Origin of the sequence: Amycolatopsis sp. 3B14 (genome assembly GCF_050958625.1) — a bacterium.
GTDB lineage: Bacteria > Actinomycetota > Actinomycetes > Mycobacteriales > Pseudonocardiaceae > Amycolatopsis_E > Amycolatopsis_E thermoflava.
Genome location: NZ_JBHZEN010000024.1, coordinates 96,891 through 113,009 on the forward strand (window position 1 = coordinate 96,891; position 16,119 = coordinate 113,009).

Below are 16,119 nucleotides of genomic sequence, written 5' to 3' on the forward strand. Positions count from 1 at the left end.
GTCGGCCGACGCGCGGCCGGTGGTTCTCCGCCAGACTGGCGGGCATGACGGCTTCCAGCACGATCGAGATCCCCGCCGCGGGCGCCTACCGCATCGACGCGGCCGGGTCACGCCTGTCGTTCACCACGCGGCACTTCTTCGGCCTCGGCCCGGTGCGCGGCACGTTCCGGCTGCGCGAGGGGCGGGTGACGGTCGCCGACCCGGTGACCTCCTCCGCGGTGACCGCCACCATCGACGCGGCAAGCATCGACACCGGCAACGCCACTCGCGACCGCACGGTGCGGTCCGGGCAGTACCTGGAGACCGAGCGGCACCCCGACATCACCTTCGCCTCGACGACGATCGAGCGGGACGGCGCCGGCTGGGTCCTGCGCGGCACGCTGACCGTGCGTGGCACCAACGGCCCACTGGACGTCCACGTCGACTCGGCGGTCACCGAGGGCCCGCGGCTGCGGGTGCGCGCGCACAGCCGGGTGGACCGCTATGCCTTCGGCGTGACGGCGATGAAGGGCATGACCGGGCGTCACCTCGACCTGGAGCTGGAGCTGGTCGCCGAGCGGGCCTGAACCGCCCACACGGCGGGCATTGCCCCTCCGGCGGGGTGGCCCACCCCCGTGCGGATTGGCGAACACCGTGCAGGCGAGCGTCAACCGCCCGGCGCCGCGCTCGCCGAGCCGAGCGATTTCTCCGACAGCGGCAGCCATTCCGGCATCCGCAGCGGCGCGGGCTGCTCCGTGCACACCATCACCGGCCCGCGCCGCGACTCCACCTCCAGCGTCCCGTCCGCCCGCAGCCGCACCGTCACCACCGCCGCCTCCGGCTCGCCGGGACCGCCGGTGTGCCGCGAGTGGTCCTTGGTCCGCAGGTAGAACGCGCCCAGCCCGAACGCGGCGAACACCAGCAGCCACAGCGGCCCGAGCATCAGGTACCCGAACGACGCCGAGTCGGTGAACGTGGCCGCGACCCCGCTCTGCATCGGCCCGTACGTGGGCAGGAACCGCAGCACCGCCTGGTCCTTGCCCGGGTTGATCACCGGGTTCTGCACCATCACGTCGACCAGGCTGACCATGATGATCACGAACATCCCGGCCAGCTCGGTCGGCACCGCCACCCCGAGCGCCACCCCGAGCCCGCCGTAGATGAGCCCCGCCGACAGCAGGCTCAGGAACAGCATCCCGCCGGAGTGCGGATCGCAGTAGAACCCCATCACGATGCTCGCGTAGCCGGACACCACCGTCGCGACCAGCACCAGCCCCGCCAGTTTCGCCAGCAGCAGCACCGGCCGCGGGAACCCGGCCAGCACCAGCCGCTGGTCGAACTCCCGCGCCCGCCGCACCGACGCGAACAGCATGAACCCGATGATCAGCGTGAGCGCGTTGAGCGCGCCGGAGATCAGGGCGAGCTCGCTCGCGTCGACCGTGATCGGCGCCGGCGCGATCCGCGACTGGTACTCGATCGGCCGCGACGGGATCACCGTGCGCACGATCGCCAGCCAGCACGGGATGAAGAACACCACCAGCGACAGCGCCAGCCGGTTGCGCGCGTGCTGCGCGACCTCGAACGCGATCGCCTTCAGCAACGCTGCGTGCCAAGTCGTCGAGTCCGCGATCCCGGCCTGCCAGCGCCGGGCCCGTTCCACCAGCTCCCGGACGGTCATGACGCCGCCTCGAGTTCGGCGCCCGCCATCGCGTCGGTCGGCTCGACCTGGCCGCGGGCCAGCCGCAGCAGCCGGTCGAACCGTTCGGTGTCGTGCGCCAGGTGCGAGATGACCAGCACCGACCGGCCCTGCGCGCGCAGCTGGTCGGTCAGCGTCCAGAAGGTCAGGTAGTTCTCCCAGTCGAACCCCTGGTAGGGCTCGTCCATCAGCACCACGTCCGGGTCGTGCATCAGCGCCAGCGTGAGGTTGAGCTTCTGCCGCGTGCCGCCGGAGAGCACCCCGGCGCGGGTGTGCCGGAACGGGTTGAGCCCGAGCCGTTCGGCCACCGACTCGGCCACCGTCAGGTCTTCCAGGTGGTAGGCGCTCTGGAAGTACCGCAGGTGCTGGCCCACGGTCAGCTCGTCGTTGACGACGATCCGCTGCGGGCAGTAGCCGAGCCGGCCGCGGTGCACCACTTCGCCGCGGTCGGCGCGCAGCACCCCGGCGAGGATGCGCAGCAGGGTGGACTTGCCCGCGCCGTTCTCGCCGAGGACGCCGAGCAGCTCGCCGGGCCGCAGCCCGAACTCGACGCCCCGCAGCACGTGGCGCGCCCCGAAAGACTTGTGCAGGTTCACCGCCTGCAACACGTAGTCCGAATTGGACACTGTGGACACCGGATCTCCCTTCCCGGTCAGCGGGTCCGGCGGGTGGCCTGGTGCACGAGTTCCGCGCAGGCGCGGCGGGCCGTCGCGGGCAGGTCCGCCGCCTCCAGCGCGGCGAGCGCCTCGCGGGCCCTGGCCTCGATCAGCTCGCCGACCGCGTCTTCGGCGCCGGTGTCGGAGATGACGGCCCGCAGCCGCGCCGCGCCGTCGGCGTCCAGGTCCGGATCGCCGTGCAGCCGCCGGATCACCTCGCGCTGCCCCGGCCGCGCCCGCCGCCAGGTCAGCGCCATCAGCACGGTCTGCTTGCCCTCGCGCAGGTCGTCGAGCACGGACTTGCCGGTGGTGCCGGGTTCGCCGAACACGCCGAGCAGGTCGTCGCGCAGCTGGAACGCCTCGCCGAGCGGGCGGCCGTAGGCGGTGCACCAGCGCAGCAGATCGGGGCCGCCCCCGGCGAGCGCGGCCCCGATCTGCAACGGCCGTTCCACGGTGTAGCCGGCGGTTTTCAGGCGCAGCGCGCGCCAGGCGCGATCGAGCACGTCCTCGGTCCACTCGCCGCCGAGGTCGAGGTACTGGCCGACCATGACCTCGCTGCGCATCGCGTGCAGCACCGGCGCGGCCCGCCGCAGGTCGTCGTCGTCCACGCCCGCGGTCAGCAGCATTTCGTCGGCCCAGGCCAGGCACAGGTCGCCGAGCAGGATCGCGGCGTTCACCCCGAAGCGCGCGGCCGCCTCGGGGTCGTCGCCGTGGTAGCGGGCGGCGAGCCGGCGGTGCATCGACGGGCGGCCGCGCCGCAGGTGGGAGCCGTCCATGACGTCGTCGTGGATGAGCGCGAAGGAGTGGAACAGCTCCAGCGCCGCGCCGACCCGCGCGACCGGCGCGCCGGCCGGGTCGCCGCCCGCGGCGAGCCATCCGCAGTGGCAGAACAGGGGGCGCAGCCGCTTGCCGTCGCGGACGAACTCGCGCAGGACGTCGACCAGCGGCGGCAGGCAGCGGTCGGCCGGGTCGCGGGCCTGCGCGTCGAGGAACTCGCCGAGCGCGGCCTCGACCTCCTCCAGCGCCCGGCCGAAGTCCGGTTCCGCCGGGGCGCGCGGTCGCGGGGGTGCGGTCACATCGGCGAGCCGAGTCGACATGAATTCTCCTCGAGTGCTGGGGAAAGACGCGGTCGGAGAAGTAGCACCGGAGCGGACGGGTGAAACGGCGAACTCGCCGCACCACACTTCCGGGAGCCGGGGCCGACCTTGTGAGCGAGGATTCGCGTTTCCTCATCGCGGACGGTGAACAACTCAGCGGCGTGATGAACCCATTGCGGCGCAACGGAAACAAAAACTCGTTCGAATGAAGCTGCGCGGCGGGCTTGAAACCGGGCCCGCGCTTCGGGCACCGTGGAGTTGTCCGGCGATCACCGGAAACCCGAAATCCCTTGTCTGGCAGCGTTTTCCGCTGCGTTCGCACCGCCGCCCGAAATGGGCGGAACAGGAGGACCCGCATGACCGTCCCCATCCGCACCGGGAAAGTGGTGCCGCTCTTCGCCGCGCCCGGCGCCGATGTGTTGGTGCCAAACGAGATCCGCTGGCACGGCGGCACCGAACCGTGCCCGGCCGCTCCCCTGCTCGCCGGGGGACTGCGCCGCCGCGGGTTGCGCGTCGCGGACGGGGTCGTCCTGGCCGGATCGGGCCCGCCACCGGGGATCCCGCCCGGCGGGCGAGCCGCCCTGGCCCCGGACTGGGCAGGCGCGCCGGCCGGTCCACCGGGGCCTGCCCTCGCGGTGGGACACCTCAACACGGGGAATCTGCGCCAGGGACACGGCGAAGCCGTTCGCGCGGAGCTGGCCGCGGCGGCCAAGGCGATGCGGCCGCGCGTGGTGCGGCTGGCCGCGCCGCGGTCGTTCTGCGCGGGTGTCGAACGGGCGATCCGCACCGTGGAGCGGGCGCTGGCCGAGCACGGCCCGCCGGTCTACGTGCGCAAGCAGATCGTGCACAACACCCACGTGATCAACGAGCTGGCCGCGCGGGGCGCGGTGTTCGTCGACGAGCTGGACCACGTGCCGCGTGGGCAGCTGGTGATCTTCTCCGCGCACGGGGTGCCGCCGTCGGTGCGCGCGCACGCCCGGGAGCGGGCGCTGCGGGTCGTCGACGCGACGTGCCCGCTGGTGTCGAAGGTGCACGCGGAGGCGCGGCGCTTCGCCGGGCGCGGCGACACAGTGGTGCTGATCGGGCGCCACGACCACGAGGAGGTCGTCGGCACCGCGGGCGAGGCGAAGGAGTCGACGGTGGTCGTGGAGACCGCGGGCGACGTGGCGGGGCTGCGGGTGCCGGATCCGTCGCGGGTGTCCTACCTGACGCAGACGACGCTGGCGGTCGACGAGACGGCCGGGGTGGTCGACGCGCTGCGCGAACGGTTCCCCGCGCTGCGCGGGCCGCGGTCGGACGACATCTGCTACGCCGCGACCAACCGGCAGGCCGCGGTGCGGGCGGTGCTGGACGAGGCGGACCTGCTGCTGGTCGCGGGCTCGGCCAACTCGGCCAACTCCCGGCACCTGGTGGAGCTGGCCCACCGCCACGGCACGCCGGCGCACCTGGTCGACCGGTGCGAGGACATCCGGTTCGCCTGGCTGCGCACCGCCACCACGGTCGCGGTGACGGCGGGCGCCTCGGCGCCGCCGGAGCTGGTGGACCGGATGGTCGCGGCGCTGGGCGGGCTCGGCCCGGTCACGGTCGAGGAGCGGGTCGCCGCGGTGGAAACCGTGCGGTTCGGCGAACCGGCGGTTCCGTCGTGACCACCGTGCGGCTGCGGCCGTTCTACTGCCCGGTCGAGTCGCGGATCCACCCCGACGTCGACCTGATCGAGGAACGCGCCATCGCCTGGCTGGACCGGGTCCGCTTCTACCGCGACGAGACGGAGCGGATGCGGATCGTGGGCACGAACAGCGCCGAGTTCTACGCCCGCTTCGCCCCGGACGGGATCACGGAGAACGTGGAGGCCGCGGCGCACTGGGTGTACTGGGGTTTCGCGTTCGACGACGCCCGGTGCGACTCCGGTGAGTTCGCGCGCTCGCCGCACGAGTTCCTGGTGATGGCCGGGCAGGCGCAGCGCGCGCTGGAGAACCCGTGGCACCCGCCGCCGGACGGCGATCCGATGGTCCTGGCGCTGCAGGACATCGGCCGCACCTTCGCGGCGTGCGCGACGCCCGTGCAGGTGCGCCGGTTCGCCGAAGCCCACCGCGCGTGGCTGTTCGGGGTGGCGTGGCAGATCGCGTGCCGGGGCCGCGGCCGGATGCCGGACCTGGCCGAGTACACCGCGATCCGGCTGAACAGCGCGGGCGGGCCGCCGACGCTGGCGATGCTCGAAATCGCCGCGGGGCAGGAGGTTCCGGCTGCGGAAATGGATTCACCGGCGGTGCGGGCGCTCACCGAGATGACGATCCTCGTCGCCTCGTGGGACAACGACCTGCACTCCTACCGGAAGGAGGAAGACGAAGGCGAAACCGGCATCAATTTGATCAACGTGCTGCGCGCGCGGCACGGGCTCGGCGCGGAGGAGGCCGTGGTGCGGGCCTACGCGCTGCGGGACCGCGTGATGAACCGGTTCCTGCGCCTGCGCTCGGAGGTCGCGGCCAAGCCGGTCAGTGCAGCGCTGCGGACCTACCTGGACGGGCTGGGCCACGCGATCCGCGGCAACACCGACTGGGCCCTGCGGGTGCCGCGCTACCACGGGTACACCAGCCCGGGCGAGGACCCGCGCTGGGCCGACGAGCCGTCGGACCCGTGCCCCGACCCGGTGCCCATCCCCGCCATCGCCTGGTGGTGGGACTCGTTGTGAACACTTGTGGAGGAGTCATGAAGCGAAACGTCATCCGGAGCCTGATCGCCGTCGCCACCCTCGGCTCGGCGCTGGCGCTCACGCAGGTGCCGGCGTCCGCACAGGAGGAAGGCTGGGCGCCGGTGCAGGACCTGGGCAGCGCCTACTTCTGCCAGGCCGCGGGCATCGCCGGGCAGACCTTCGGCCGCTGGCAACCCGGCGACTGGCGGTGCGTCGGCCCGGTCCTGTGGGTCCGCAACGACCCCCTCCTCGCCGGCGGCGCCCCAGCGTGATGCCCGGCCGGGGCGAGGGCACAAGCACCAGCTCGGCCCGGCAGCGGCCGGTGTGAGACGTCGATCCGGGCGAGGCGCCGGTAGGCCCGGGGGTTGATCGGCGCCACGCCAGGGCCGGCCTGGCCCGGCCGGGGCAGGGCCGGGCACGCCAGCACGGGCCATGCCAGGCCATGCCGCAAAAGACGCCAACCAGGTCAAGCCGGGCCAGACCGGCCGCCCAGCCAGCCATGCCGGCCGCCCAGCCAGCCATGCCGGCCGGCCGGCCACCAGCCACCAGCCACCAGCCACCAGGCACCAGGCACCAGGCACCAGGCACCAGGCACCAGGCAAGGGAGGAGGGTCCCACCTCGATCAATCCGGACAAACCCGCGGCCCGCCGCCCTCGGCGAGTCCACCCCACGACGGTCCGGTTCCGGGCCGCGACAAGCCGGTGGGCGCCGTGTCCCCACTGCGACGCCCACCGGCCGCGGGCGCCGTGTCCCCATCTGCGACGCCCACCGGCCGCGGGCGTCATGCCCCCACCGCGACGCCCACCGGCCGCGGGCGTCATGCCCCCACCGCGACGCCCACCGGCCGCGGGCGTCATGCCCCCACCGCGACGCCCACCGGCCGCGGGCGCCGTGTCCCCATCTGCGACGCCCACCGGCCGCGGGCGCCGTGTCCCCACTGCGACGCCCACCGGCCGCGGGTGTCATGCCCCCTCTGCGGCGTCCACCGGCCGCGGGTGTCAGCGCGGCTCGACCGCGAAGATCTCCAGGTCGCGGGGCGTGCCCTTCGCCCGGAACCAGCGTTTGCGGCGCACCTCGAAGCGCTCCGGGTCGAGCGCCTCCCGCACCGGAGCCGAGATCAGGACCTGCCCGCCGCCCGCGGCGTCCGCCACCCGCGCGGCCACGTTCACGTCCACGCCCAGGTAGTCGTGCCCCAGCTTGCGCGGCGTCCCGGCGTGCAGGCCCGCCCGCAGGCTCGGCCGGTGCCCGGAGATCTCCAGCTCGGCGACCCGCGCGCACGCCTCGATCGCCGCCTCGACCCCGGCTTCCGGCTCGGCGAAGACCGCCATCAGGCCGTCGCCGAGGCGTTTCACCACGCGGCCGCCGCGGCGGGTGATCTCGGGCTCGCTCACGCGCCCGACCTCGCGCAGCAGGCGGAGCGCCGCGTCGTCCCCGGCTTCCAGCGCCCACGTCGAGAAGCCCACGAGGTCGGTGAACAGGATCGTGATGCCGGCGGTCTCGGTGGCGCGCCGGGAATCGGTGAACGCCTGCCACACCTGGACCGCGGTCAGGCCCAGCTCGCGGAGCACACTCGGCTCCGGGTTGCCGGCCAGGGCGCGCGCCAGCCGGTGCGACGGCAGACGGCCCGCCGTGGACAGCGGGTCGCCCATCTCACTGTCGCCGGGAGCGAGCCGCCGGACGAACCGCGCGGTGCGGAGCAGGCTCTCCCGCCGGTCGACCTCGCGCAACGCCTGGCCAAGCCTGCTGCGGCGGCCGCCGGGGGCCTCGTCGGTCACCGCGCCAGGATAGTGGCCCGCGATCACCCCCACCGAGAGCCACCGCGGCTACCGGTGGCCACGTCGATCACCAAGCGACCAGGACACTGCCCCGCAATCACCCCCGCGACGCCTCAACGACCGCCCCCGCCGCCAGCTGCGGCGGCCGCCGACGGCCTCACCGGCCACCACCCCACCGCCAGCCACCGACGGCCTCACCGGTCACCACCCCACCGCCAGCCACCGCGGCCACCTCGGTCACCACGCGACCAGGACAGCGGCCCGCAATCACCCGCGACGCGTCAGCGATCACCCTCACCGCGCGCGGCGAGGGCCTCCCCGAGCTCGTCGGCGTGCCGCAACGTCCGGACCAGGAACGGGACGGTGATCGCGACCACCGACCGGTCCGCGCCGCGCGCCTTGGCCGCCTCCCGGACCTCGCCCGCGATCCCGGTCAGCGTCGCCACGGCCTGCAGCGTCAACCCGACCAGCAACCCGAGCCGCTCCGGCCGCACCCCGAACCGCCGCAACGGGCCCAGCCCGCGCTCGATCGCGGCCACCAGGTCGTCGACGCGGGTCGTGACCGTCACCAGGTTCGCGGCGGCGAGCGCGGCGACGATCCGCAGGCACACCACGACCGCAGGCTCCAGCCCGAGCAGCCACCACTGCAACGCGAACACCACCGCGACGAGCAGCCCCAGCGACCGCAGCAGCCCCCAGCACCGCCGCCCGGACACCCGCGCGACCGCGTAACCGGCCACCGCGGCGGCGCACAACACCCCGAGCCACACCGGCGACCGCAACACGAAGATCACCACGGCGAGCGCCAGCAGCACCAGGAACTTCACCCCCGCCGGGGTGCGGTGCAGGACGCTCGTCCCCGGCTCGTACCAGGCGTTCACGCGATCAGCTTCCGGTACCACGCCAGCGCCGGCCCCGGCGCGTCGTCCGCCACGACCCGGCCCGCGTCCAGCACCACGACCCGGTCGAAGCCGCCGAGCAGCTCCAGGTCGTGCGTCACCAGGACCACCTGCTGCGGCAGCCCGGCCAGCGTCTCGGCGAACCGCCGCTTGTTGCGCAGGTCCAGCAGCGTCGTCGGCTCGTCGCAGACCAGGATGTCCGGCTCCAGCACCAGCATCGCGCACAGCGCCAGCAACTGCTTCTGCCCGCCGGACAACTGGTGCGCCGGGTGGTCCACGTAGTCGCCGAGGCCGTAGCGCGCCAGGACCTCCGCGGCCCGCCCGGCGCGCTCCGGTTTGGACAGCCCGCTCCGGCGCAGCGAAAACGCGACGTCCTCACCGGCGGTGGGCATCACGATCTGGCTGTCCGGGTTGGTGAACAGGAACCCGACCCGTTTGCGCACCGCCCGGCCCTCGCGCACCGGGTCCAGACCGTCGACCAGGACGCGGCCTTCCGTGGGGGCCACCAGCCCGTTGATCATGCGCGCCAGCGTGGACTTGCCGGAACCGTTGGCGCCCACGAAAGCCACCCGCCGCTCCGGGATGCGCAAGTCCACATCGGACAGCACGACCCGCGAGCCGTACGCGTGCCCGACGCCCTCGAACTCGATCATCCCGTCTCCCACCTCGTCGCCACACCCACCCCGCCGCCTGCGGACAGCGCGGCCAGCCCGCACGTCCCGGCCCGCCGCCGCACCAGTGTGCCGAACAGCCGCACGACCAGCACGGCGCCCGACGCTCCCCACGGGTGACCCAGCGCGATCGCCCCGCCGTCCGGGCTCACGACCTCCTCGTCGATCCCGGCCGCGTCCAGGCACGCCAGCGCCTGCCCGGCGAACGCCTCGTTGAACTCGACCACGTCCGGCCGCCGGTCCAGCACGCGCCGCATGGCGGGCACCGCGCCGAGCCCGAGCCGGTTCGGGTCCACCGCCGAGGTCGCCGACGCGGCCAGCCGCAGCCCCGGCACCCCGAGCCGCTGCTGCACGCGCTCGCTCACGATCAGCACCGCCGCCGCGCCATCGTTGATTCCGCACGAGTTCGCTGCCGTCGCGGTGCCGTCCGGGGTGAACGCGGGCCGGAACCGCGCCAGCCGCGCCTCGGTGAAGCCGTCGCGCGGCCGCTCGTCCCGCACCACCCCGCCGACCGGCACGATCTCGGCGTCGAACCGGCCCGCCCGCTGCGCCGCGACCGCGCGGGCGTGGCTGCGTGCGGCGAAGGCGTCCTGCCGCTGCCGCGAGATCCCGGCCTCCGCGGCGACCAGGTCGGCCGCCGGACCCATGTCGGGATCGCCGATCTCCGCCGGCGCGAACGGCGCCCGCGTGTAGAACTCGCCCGGTTCGCTGCTCCCGTCCACCCGCCAGGCGCGGAACGGCGCCGTCGAGGCGCTCTCCACCCCGCCCGCGAGGAACACCTCGCCCTCACCGGCGCGGATCATCGCCGCCGCCAGGGTGATCGCGGCCAGCCCGCTCGCGCACTGCCGGTCGACGGTCACCCCGGGCACCGCGAGGCCAGCCCGCAACGCGGCGACCCGCGCGGGGTTCCCGCCCGGCCCGAACACGTTCCCCAGCACCACGTCATCCACTGTGGACAGACCGGCGTCGTCGAGGGCAGCCCGCAGCACGGGCGCGGCCAGCTCGTCGACCGGCACCCCGCGCAGGGCTCCGAACGCGTTGCCGATGGCGGTCCGCCGAGCGGCGATCACAACGGGCGTGGTCACGACAGCAGCCCCACATCCACCGCCCCCAGCCGCGCGGCAACCAACACCCGCCCCAGCCCGACACACGCCACGACCACCACAGGCACGATCACGACACCAGCCCCACATCCACCGCCCCCAGCCGCGCGGCAACCAACACCCGGCCCAGCCCGACACACGCCACGACCACCACAGGCACAGTCACGACAGCAACTCCACATCCAGCGCCCCCAGCCGCGCGGCAACCAACACCCGCCCCAGCCCGACACACGCGGCAATCGCGGCAGCCATGGTCACCTCAACGGCTCCACGGGCAGCGTCCCGTCCGCGAGCCCCGCGGCGACGAGCGCCCGCGCCGGCTTCCCGGACGCCGTGCGCGGCAGCGATTCGACCGCCAGCCACCGCCGGGGGCGGTTCGCGGGCGACAGCCGGTTCCGGGCCACCGCCCGCAGCTCACCCAGCCGGGGCGAACCTTCCACCACCGCGGTCACCAGCTCGCCCAGGCGGGGATGCGGAGTGCCGGCGACCAGCACGTCCACCACCCCGGGCGCGGTCCGCAGCACGGCCTCGACCTCCTCGGCGGGCACCAGCCGCCCGCCGCTGGAAATCGTGGCACCCGCCCGGCCGCGCACGGTCAGCGCGCCGGACGCGTCGAACTCGACCAGGTCGCCAACCGTCGTCCAGTCGCCGGCCGCGCGCAGGTCGCCATCGCGGAGCTGCCCGGCGCAGGCCAGCGGCGACCGCACCCACAGCACCCCGTCGCGCACGTCCAGCTCCACGCCGGGCACCGGCCGCAGTCCCCCGGCGCCGCGCCGGATCGCGATCAGCGAGTGCTCCGCCGAGCCGTAGTACTCGACCAGCTCGGCCTCCGGCAGCACCCGCGCGAAGCGCTCGCGGAGCTCGTCGCCGACATGCGCGCCGCCGCACACCACCGTCCGCAAGGCGCACCGCCCGCCACGCCGTTCCAGCACCGCGAGCAGCGCGGACAGCATCGCCGGCACCAGGTGCACGGTGGTGGCCTCCGTCCGGGCCGCGGCCTCGGCGTCCCAGCGCGGCAGGGTGACCACCGGCCGGCCGCACCACCGCGCGTGCAGCGCGCCGAACAGGAACAACGACGAACTCAGCGGCCCCGGGATCAGCACCGGCCCAGGCAGCGGTCCGAGCGCGGCGAAGCTGCGCAGCCACGAGTCGCGGGTGCGCACCAGGACCTTCGGGCTGCCGCTGCTGCCCGAGGTCGTCGGCAGGTAGAAGAACGTCTCCCCGTCACCGGCCTGCTCGACCGGCCCGGCAGGCGGCGGGGCCGCAGCGGTGACCACCAGGTCCGGGCGGGCGTCGGCGAGCACCGCGGCCCGCTCGGCCGGTGTCCAGGCCGGCTCGACCACCAGGGACGCGGCACCCAGCAGATCCGCGCCCAGGAACCACGGGAGCACGTCGGGCACGTCGAGCGCGACCCGCGAGCCTTCGCCGATCCCGCGGCCGGCGAGCCACCGGGCCGCGCCGTACGCCCGGCCGTCCGGGTCCATCACTCGCTCCGCGACGCCGATCCCACGAGCTTGCCGGGCAGCGCGCGGTGCACGACGGCGCCGATCAGGGCGACCGCGACGACCTTGGCCGCGTCGCCCGGCAGGAACACCAGCGACTGCACGGCGGCGGCGCCCAGGTCACCGGTGTAGATGCCGAGGTAGGTGATGCCGAAGACGTAGTCGGCGACCACGCCGGCCGCGGCGGCGAGCAGCAGCACCGGCACGTTGGGGCGCTTCAGCCGCGCCACGATCAGCCCCACCACCAGCGCCGAGAAGATCCAGCCGATCAGGAACCCGCCGCTGGGCCCGATGAACGGCGCGATCCCGCCGCGTCCGCCGGACAGCAGCGGCAGGCCGATCGCGGTGAGCGCCAGGAACAACACGACCGACGCGGTGCCGCGGCGCGCCCCCAGCACGCAGCCGGCCAGGAGCGGGCCGGCGTTCTGCAGCACGATCGGCACGCCGGAGCCGCCGACGTAGAGGCCCGGGAAGAGCCCGAGCACGGCGATGAACGCGGCGAAGACGACGGTGCGGGCGAGGTCACCTGCGGGCAGGGCGGGGCGGGACACGCGGGAACGGTAACCCGTGCTCCGCCGCGGCGGGAAAGACGCAGGTCACATTCAGCTGTGATCCATGCGGTGGAAGACGATTTCCCGCACGAACAACAGCACCGCGGCGGCCACCGGGATGGCGACCAGCGCGCCGACGATGCCCAGCAGCACCCCGCCCAGCACCACCGCGACGACCGTGACGAGCGCGGGCACGTCGACGAACCGGCCGATGATCTTCGGGGTCAGCAGGTAGTCCTCGACGAACCGGTAGACGACGAAGAACCCGACGGTGGCCAGGCACACCGGCCAGGACACGGTCAGCGCGGCCAGGCTCACCACGACCCCGGCGATGATCGCGCCGATCACGGGGATCAGGTCGAGCACCGCGAGCAGCAGCGCCAGCAGCACCGGGTACGGGATGCCGAAGATCGTGAACCAGATGAACCCCAGCACCCCGGCGATGATCGAGATGACCACGTTGCCCAGCACGTAGGAGCCGACCTTGGCGAAGATCTCGTCGCCGATGAGGATCGCCCGCGGACGCCGGGTGTGCGGGACGAAGCGGTAGATCGTGGCGCGCAGCCGCGGGAAGTCGGCGAGGAAGTAGATCGTCAGGACCAGCACGATCAGGGTGTCGGTGAGCGTGCCGAGCACCGCTCGGCCGCTGCCGAGGAGCCCGTTGACCAGGGCCGGGTCGGGGTCGCTGAAGGTGCTCTGCAGGCGTCGCTGCAGGTCGAACCGCGCGCTGACCTGGCCGAGCCACGAGCTGCGGTCGCCCAGCCGCGCCACGTACTCCGGCGCCTGGTCGATGAACCGGACGGCCTGGTCGACCAGCGGCGGGATGAGCGCGGCGAAGAACCCGGCGGCCAGGCCCAGCCCGCCGATCACGATCACCGTGACCGCCAGCGGCCGCGGCAGCCCACGCCGGACGAGCCAGGACGCGACCGGTTCCAGGCCGATCGCGGCGAACAGGGCGACGCCGATGAGCACGAGCGTGCCGCTGGCGATGAACAGGAACCAGACGCCGCCCGCGGTGACGGCCGCTCCGGCGGCCGCGGCCATGCCCATGAAGAACGGCGAGCGCTTGTTCATCGGCTTGCCGGGCGGGCCCAGCGGGCGGTCCTCGCTGCTGATGCGCTCGGCGACGGCTTCGGCGTCGGCGACCGGGCCGCTGATGGCGTCACGGGGCTGGCCGACCAGTTCGTCTGGCCCCTCCGCATCCGCTGGTGACGCCGCCACGCTGGGCGAGTAACCCGGGAAAGGGCTGGTGAAACAGGGCTGGTCTCGACCGCAATTGACATCTAACATGTCAGTTGTGGAACGAGTGCGGCGGACGTTGCTGCGGGAAACCGCGCACCAGGTCATCCGGGACGCGATCGTGCGGGGTGATCTCGCGCCGGGCAGCGTGGTGCGCGACGCCGACCTGGCCGAGGAGCTGGGCCTGTCACGTGCCCCGGTGCGGGACGCGCTGGCCCGGCTGGCCGACGAGGGCCTGATCGAGACCAAGCCGCAGAGCCACACGCGGGTCACGCCACTGCTGTCGCGGGACGTGCGCGACGCGGCGGCGGTGGTGCGGGCGATGCATGAGCTGGCCGCGCGCACCGCGGTCCCGCGGCTGAGCGACGCGGACTGCGACGCGATGGCGGCGGCCAACGACCGCTTCGCCGCCGCGGCCCGCGCCGGGGACGTCGACGGGGCCCTGCGCGCGGACGACGAACTGCACGACGTGCTGGTGCGCGCCTGCGGAAACCGCGCGGTCGCCGCGACGATCGACCGCTACACGCCGCTGATCCGCCGCCTGGAGCGGATCCGGTTCGGCGAGGGCGCCGGGCACCAGTCCGTGGAGCTGCACGAGCGGCTCATCGAGGCCTGCCGCGCCCGCGACGCGGCCACGGCCACCGCGGTGACCACCGAGATCTGGCGGGAGCTGGAGGACCTCGCCGACTGACCACCCGGACCGCCCCGGGGCGCGCCACCGGCGCCCGCGAGACCACACCCATCCACGACCCGTGGACGAAGCACCTGCCGCGGGCGGGGTCAAGGCCCATCCACGGCGCAGCGCCAGCCGCCGGCCCGGCACGACTACCAAGTCGACGCCACCCGCCGACCCCGGCGCCACCCACCGACCCAGCCCCACGCGCCCACCGCCACCGGCACCGGCACCCAACGCCACCCGCCGACCCCGGCGCCACCCACCGACCCCGGCGCCACTCGCCGAACCCAGCACCACCGGCACCCAACGCCACCGCCACCCCAGCACCACCCACCAACCCAGCACACCCACCAACCCCGCAGCACCGCGAACCCAACACCACCCGCCAACCCGGCACCAGCTGCCACCCGGCCCCTCACCGCACCACCCGCCAACCCGGAAATCAGCCACCGGCGGGCCGCGATCCCCTGACCGAACCCGCACCCGCACCACGGCCCCGACCGGCACCCCGCGCGAAGCACCCACCCGTAGCCCCTGCCGACGCCAACCCTGATTGGAGCCCCCAATGTCCCTGGACGACTTCGAGCGGTACCCGCTGCTCTTCGGCCCCTCGCCGGTGCACCGCCTGGACCGGCTGACCGCCCACCTCGGCGGCGCCGCCGTGTGGGCCAAGCGCGAGGACTGCAACTCCGGCATCGCCTTCGGCGGCAACAAGACCCGCAAGCTGGAGTACCTCGTCGCGGACGCGATCGCCCAGGGGTGCGACACCCTGGTGTCCATCGGCGGCGTCCAGTCGAACCACACCCGCCAGGTCGCGGCCGTCGCGGCGCGGGCCGGGCTCAAGTGCGTGCTGGTGCAGGAGAGCTGGGTCGACTGGCCGGACGCCGTCTACGACAAGGTCGGCAACATCCTGATCAGCCGCCTGGCAGGCGCCGAGGTGCGGCTGGTCAAGGCCGGGTTCGGCATCGGGTTCAAGGAGAGCTGGGAACAGGCCCTCGACGAGATCCGCGAGCGCGGCGGCAAGCCGTACGCGATCCCGGCCGGCGCCTCCGACCACCGCCTCGGCGGGCTCGGCTTCGCCCGGTGGGCCGCCGAGGTCGCCGAGCAGGAGCGCGAGCTGGGCGTCCACTTCGACACCATCATCGTCTGCTCGGTCACCGGGTCGACGCAGGCCGGCATGATCGCCGGGTTCGCCGCGCTCGAGGAGGACCGGCCGCGCCGCATCCTCGGCATCGACGGCTCCGCCAAGCCGACGGAGACCCGCGACCAGATCGCCCGCATCGCGCGGAACACGGCGTCGCTGCTCGGCGTCGACCGGGAACTGGATGTCGAGCTGGACGAGCGCTACCACGCCGGCATCTACGGCATCCCCGACGAGCAGACCCTGGACGCGATGAAGCTCGCCGCCCGCACCGAGGGCATGGTCACCGACCCGGTGTACGAGGGCAAGTCCATGGCGGGGCTGATCGACCTGGTGTCGCGCAAGGAGATCCCGGCCGGATCGACCGTGCTGTACGCGCACCTCGGCGGCCAGCCCGCGCTCAACGGCTACAGCGCGCTGTTCAGCTGACGGCGAGGGCGCCCG

16 protein-coding genes are annotated in these 16,119 nt (G+C 74.1%); 6 read left to right on the forward strand and 10 right to left on the reverse strand.

Features of this window, described 5'->3' with window-relative positions:
* Positions 1-44 precede the first annotated feature (44 nt).
* Complete coding sequence (locus ACCP09_RS15490; RefSeq protein WP_433747245.1) at positions 45-566, forward strand: YceI family protein; 522 nt, start codon at positions 45-47, stop codon at positions 564-566.
* 80 nt (positions 567-646) lie between these two features.
* Here ACCP09_RS15490 and ACCP09_RS15495 read toward each other — a convergent pair whose 3' ends face one another.
* Genes ACCP09_RS15495 through ACCP09_RS15505 form a run of 3 tightly spaced genes read right to left on the reverse strand, consistent with a single transcriptional unit; the run spans position 647 to position 3,428 of the window.
* Entirely contained in the window at positions 647-1,657 is a 1,011-nt protein-coding gene (locus ACCP09_RS15495; protein ID WP_433747248.1) for an ABC transporter permease, read from the reverse strand.
* Positions 1,654-2,310: an ABC transporter ATP-binding protein gene (locus ACCP09_RS15500; RefSeq protein ID WP_228684728.1), complete on the reverse strand. Its 657-nt coding sequence runs from the start codon at positions 2,308-2,310 to the stop codon at positions 1,654-1,656. The genes ACCP09_RS15495 and ACCP09_RS15500 overlap by 4 nt, the downstream gene beginning before the upstream one ends.
* Before the next feature lie 17 nt (positions 2,311-2,327).
* The gene (locus tag ACCP09_RS15505; protein WP_378337034.1) at positions 2,328-3,428 is read right to left on the reverse strand and encodes a polyprenyl synthetase family protein; all 1,101 of its coding nucleotides are present in this window, start codon (positions 3,426-3,428) and stop codon (positions 2,328-2,330) included.
* 356 nt (positions 3,429-3,784) lie between these two features.
* On the opposite strand from ACCP09_RS15505, the gene ispH reads away from it, so the two are divergent.
* The 3 genes from ispH to ACCP09_RS15520 are packed head-to-tail and all read left to right on the forward strand — an operon-like array spanning position 3,785 to position 6,389.
* Positions 3,785-5,074, forward strand: a complete 1,290-nt coding sequence (ispH, locus tag ACCP09_RS15510; protein WP_433747253.1) for a 4-hydroxy-3-methylbut-2-enyl diphosphate reductase — start codon at positions 3,785-3,787, stop codon at positions 5,072-5,074.
* On the forward strand, positions 5,071-6,117 hold the full coding sequence (locus tag ACCP09_RS15515; RefSeq protein ID WP_433747256.1) for a terpene synthase family protein: 1,047 nt from the start codon (positions 5,071-5,073) through the stop codon (positions 6,115-6,117). The genes ispH and ACCP09_RS15515 overlap by 4 nt, the downstream gene beginning before the upstream one ends.
* A gap of 17 nt (positions 6,118-6,134) precedes the next feature.
* Positions 6,135-6,389, forward strand: a complete 255-nt coding sequence (locus ACCP09_RS15520; RefSeq protein ID WP_433747259.1) for a hypothetical protein — start codon at positions 6,135-6,137, stop codon at positions 6,387-6,389.
* A gap of 727 nt (positions 6,390-7,116) precedes the next feature.
* Here the strand turns inward: ACCP09_RS15520 and ACCP09_RS15525 are convergent.
* The 7 genes from ACCP09_RS15525 to ACCP09_RS15555 form a co-directional block, all read right to left on the reverse strand.
* Positions 7,117-7,893: an adenylate/guanylate cyclase domain-containing protein gene (locus ACCP09_RS15525; RefSeq protein WP_027930553.1), complete on the reverse strand. Its 777-nt coding sequence runs from the start codon at positions 7,891-7,893 to the stop codon at positions 7,117-7,119.
* Between the two features lie 281 nt (positions 7,894-8,174).
* Positions 8,175-8,774 (reverse strand): energy-coupling factor transporter transmembrane component T family protein, encoded by a 600-nt coding sequence (locus ACCP09_RS15530; protein ID WP_433747263.1) that lies wholly within the window; start codon positions 8,772-8,774, stop codon positions 8,175-8,177.
* Complete coding sequence (locus ACCP09_RS15535) at positions 8,771-9,445, reverse strand: energy-coupling factor ABC transporter ATP-binding protein (RefSeq protein WP_027930555.1); 675 nt, start codon at positions 9,443-9,445, stop codon at positions 8,771-8,773. Before ACCP09_RS15535 ends, ACCP09_RS15530 begins: the two co-directional genes overlap by 4 nt.
* Positions 9,442-10,548 (reverse strand): thiolase family protein, encoded by a 1,107-nt coding sequence (locus tag ACCP09_RS15540; protein ID WP_433747266.1) that lies wholly within the window; start codon positions 10,546-10,548, stop codon positions 9,442-9,444. The genes ACCP09_RS15535 and ACCP09_RS15540 overlap by 4 nt, the downstream gene beginning before the upstream one ends.
* A 272-nt stretch (positions 10,549-10,820) precedes the next feature.
* On the reverse strand, positions 10,821-12,050 hold the full coding sequence (locus ACCP09_RS15545; RefSeq protein WP_433747269.1) for a class I adenylate-forming enzyme family protein: 1,230 nt from the start codon (positions 12,048-12,050) through the stop codon (positions 10,821-10,823).
* Positions 12,050-12,619 (reverse strand): biotin transporter BioY, encoded by a 570-nt coding sequence (locus tag ACCP09_RS15550; protein ID WP_027930558.1) that lies wholly within the window; start codon positions 12,617-12,619, stop codon positions 12,050-12,052. Before ACCP09_RS15550 ends, ACCP09_RS15545 begins: the two co-directional genes overlap by 1 nt.
* A gap of 51 nt (positions 12,620-12,670) precedes the next feature.
* Positions 12,671-13,840 (reverse strand): AI-2E family transporter, encoded by a 1,170-nt coding sequence (locus ACCP09_RS15555; protein WP_027930559.1) that lies wholly within the window; start codon positions 13,838-13,840, stop codon positions 12,671-12,673.
* Positions 13,841-13,925: 85 nt separating this feature from the next.
* Here ACCP09_RS15555 and ACCP09_RS15560 point away from each other — a divergent pair, with 85 nt between their 5' ends.
* Positions 13,926-14,549, forward strand: coding sequence for a GntR family transcriptional regulator (locus tag ACCP09_RS15560; protein WP_208722501.1), 624 nt, complete (start codon positions 13,926-13,928; stop codon positions 14,547-14,549).
* 550 nt (positions 14,550-15,099) lie between these two features.
* Positions 15,100-16,104, forward strand: coding sequence for a 1-aminocyclopropane-1-carboxylate deaminase (locus ACCP09_RS15565; protein WP_123682543.1), 1,005 nt, complete (start codon positions 15,100-15,102; stop codon positions 16,102-16,104).
* Positions 16,105-16,119: the final 15 nt, after the last annotated feature.

Excerpts from the sequence above, each read along its gene's own strand:
- ACCP09_RS15490 (WP_433747245.1), top strand. The coding sequence starts at position 45 with ATGACGGCTTCCAGCACGATCGAGATCCCCGCCGCGGGCGCCTACCGC.
- ACCP09_RS15495 (WP_433747248.1), bottom strand. The coding sequence starts at position 1,657 with ATGACCGTCCGGGAGCTGGTGGAACGGGCCCGGCGCTGGCAGGCCGGG.
- ACCP09_RS15505 (WP_378337034.1), bottom strand. The coding sequence starts at position 3,428 with ATGTCGACTCGGCTCGCCGATGTGACCGCACCCCCGCGACCGCGCGCC.
- ispH (WP_433747253.1), top strand. The coding sequence starts at position 3,785 with ATGACCGTCCCCATCCGCACCGGGAAAGTGGTGCCGCTCTTCGCCGCG.
- ACCP09_RS15520 (WP_433747259.1), top strand. The coding sequence starts at position 6,135 with ATGAAGCGAAACGTCATCCGGAGCCTGATCGCCGTCGCCACCCTCGGC.
- ACCP09_RS15535 (WP_027930555.1), bottom strand. The coding sequence starts at position 9,445 with ATGATCGAGTTCGAGGGCGTCGGGCACGCGTACGGCTCGCGGGTCGTG.
- ACCP09_RS15545 (WP_433747269.1), bottom strand. The coding sequence starts at position 12,050 with ATGGACCCGGACGGCCGGGCGTACGGCGCGGCCCGGTGGCTCGCCGGC.
- ACCP09_RS15565 (WP_123682543.1), top strand. The coding sequence starts at position 15,100 with ATGTCCCTGGACGACTTCGAGCGGTACCCGCTGCTCTTCGGCCCCTCG.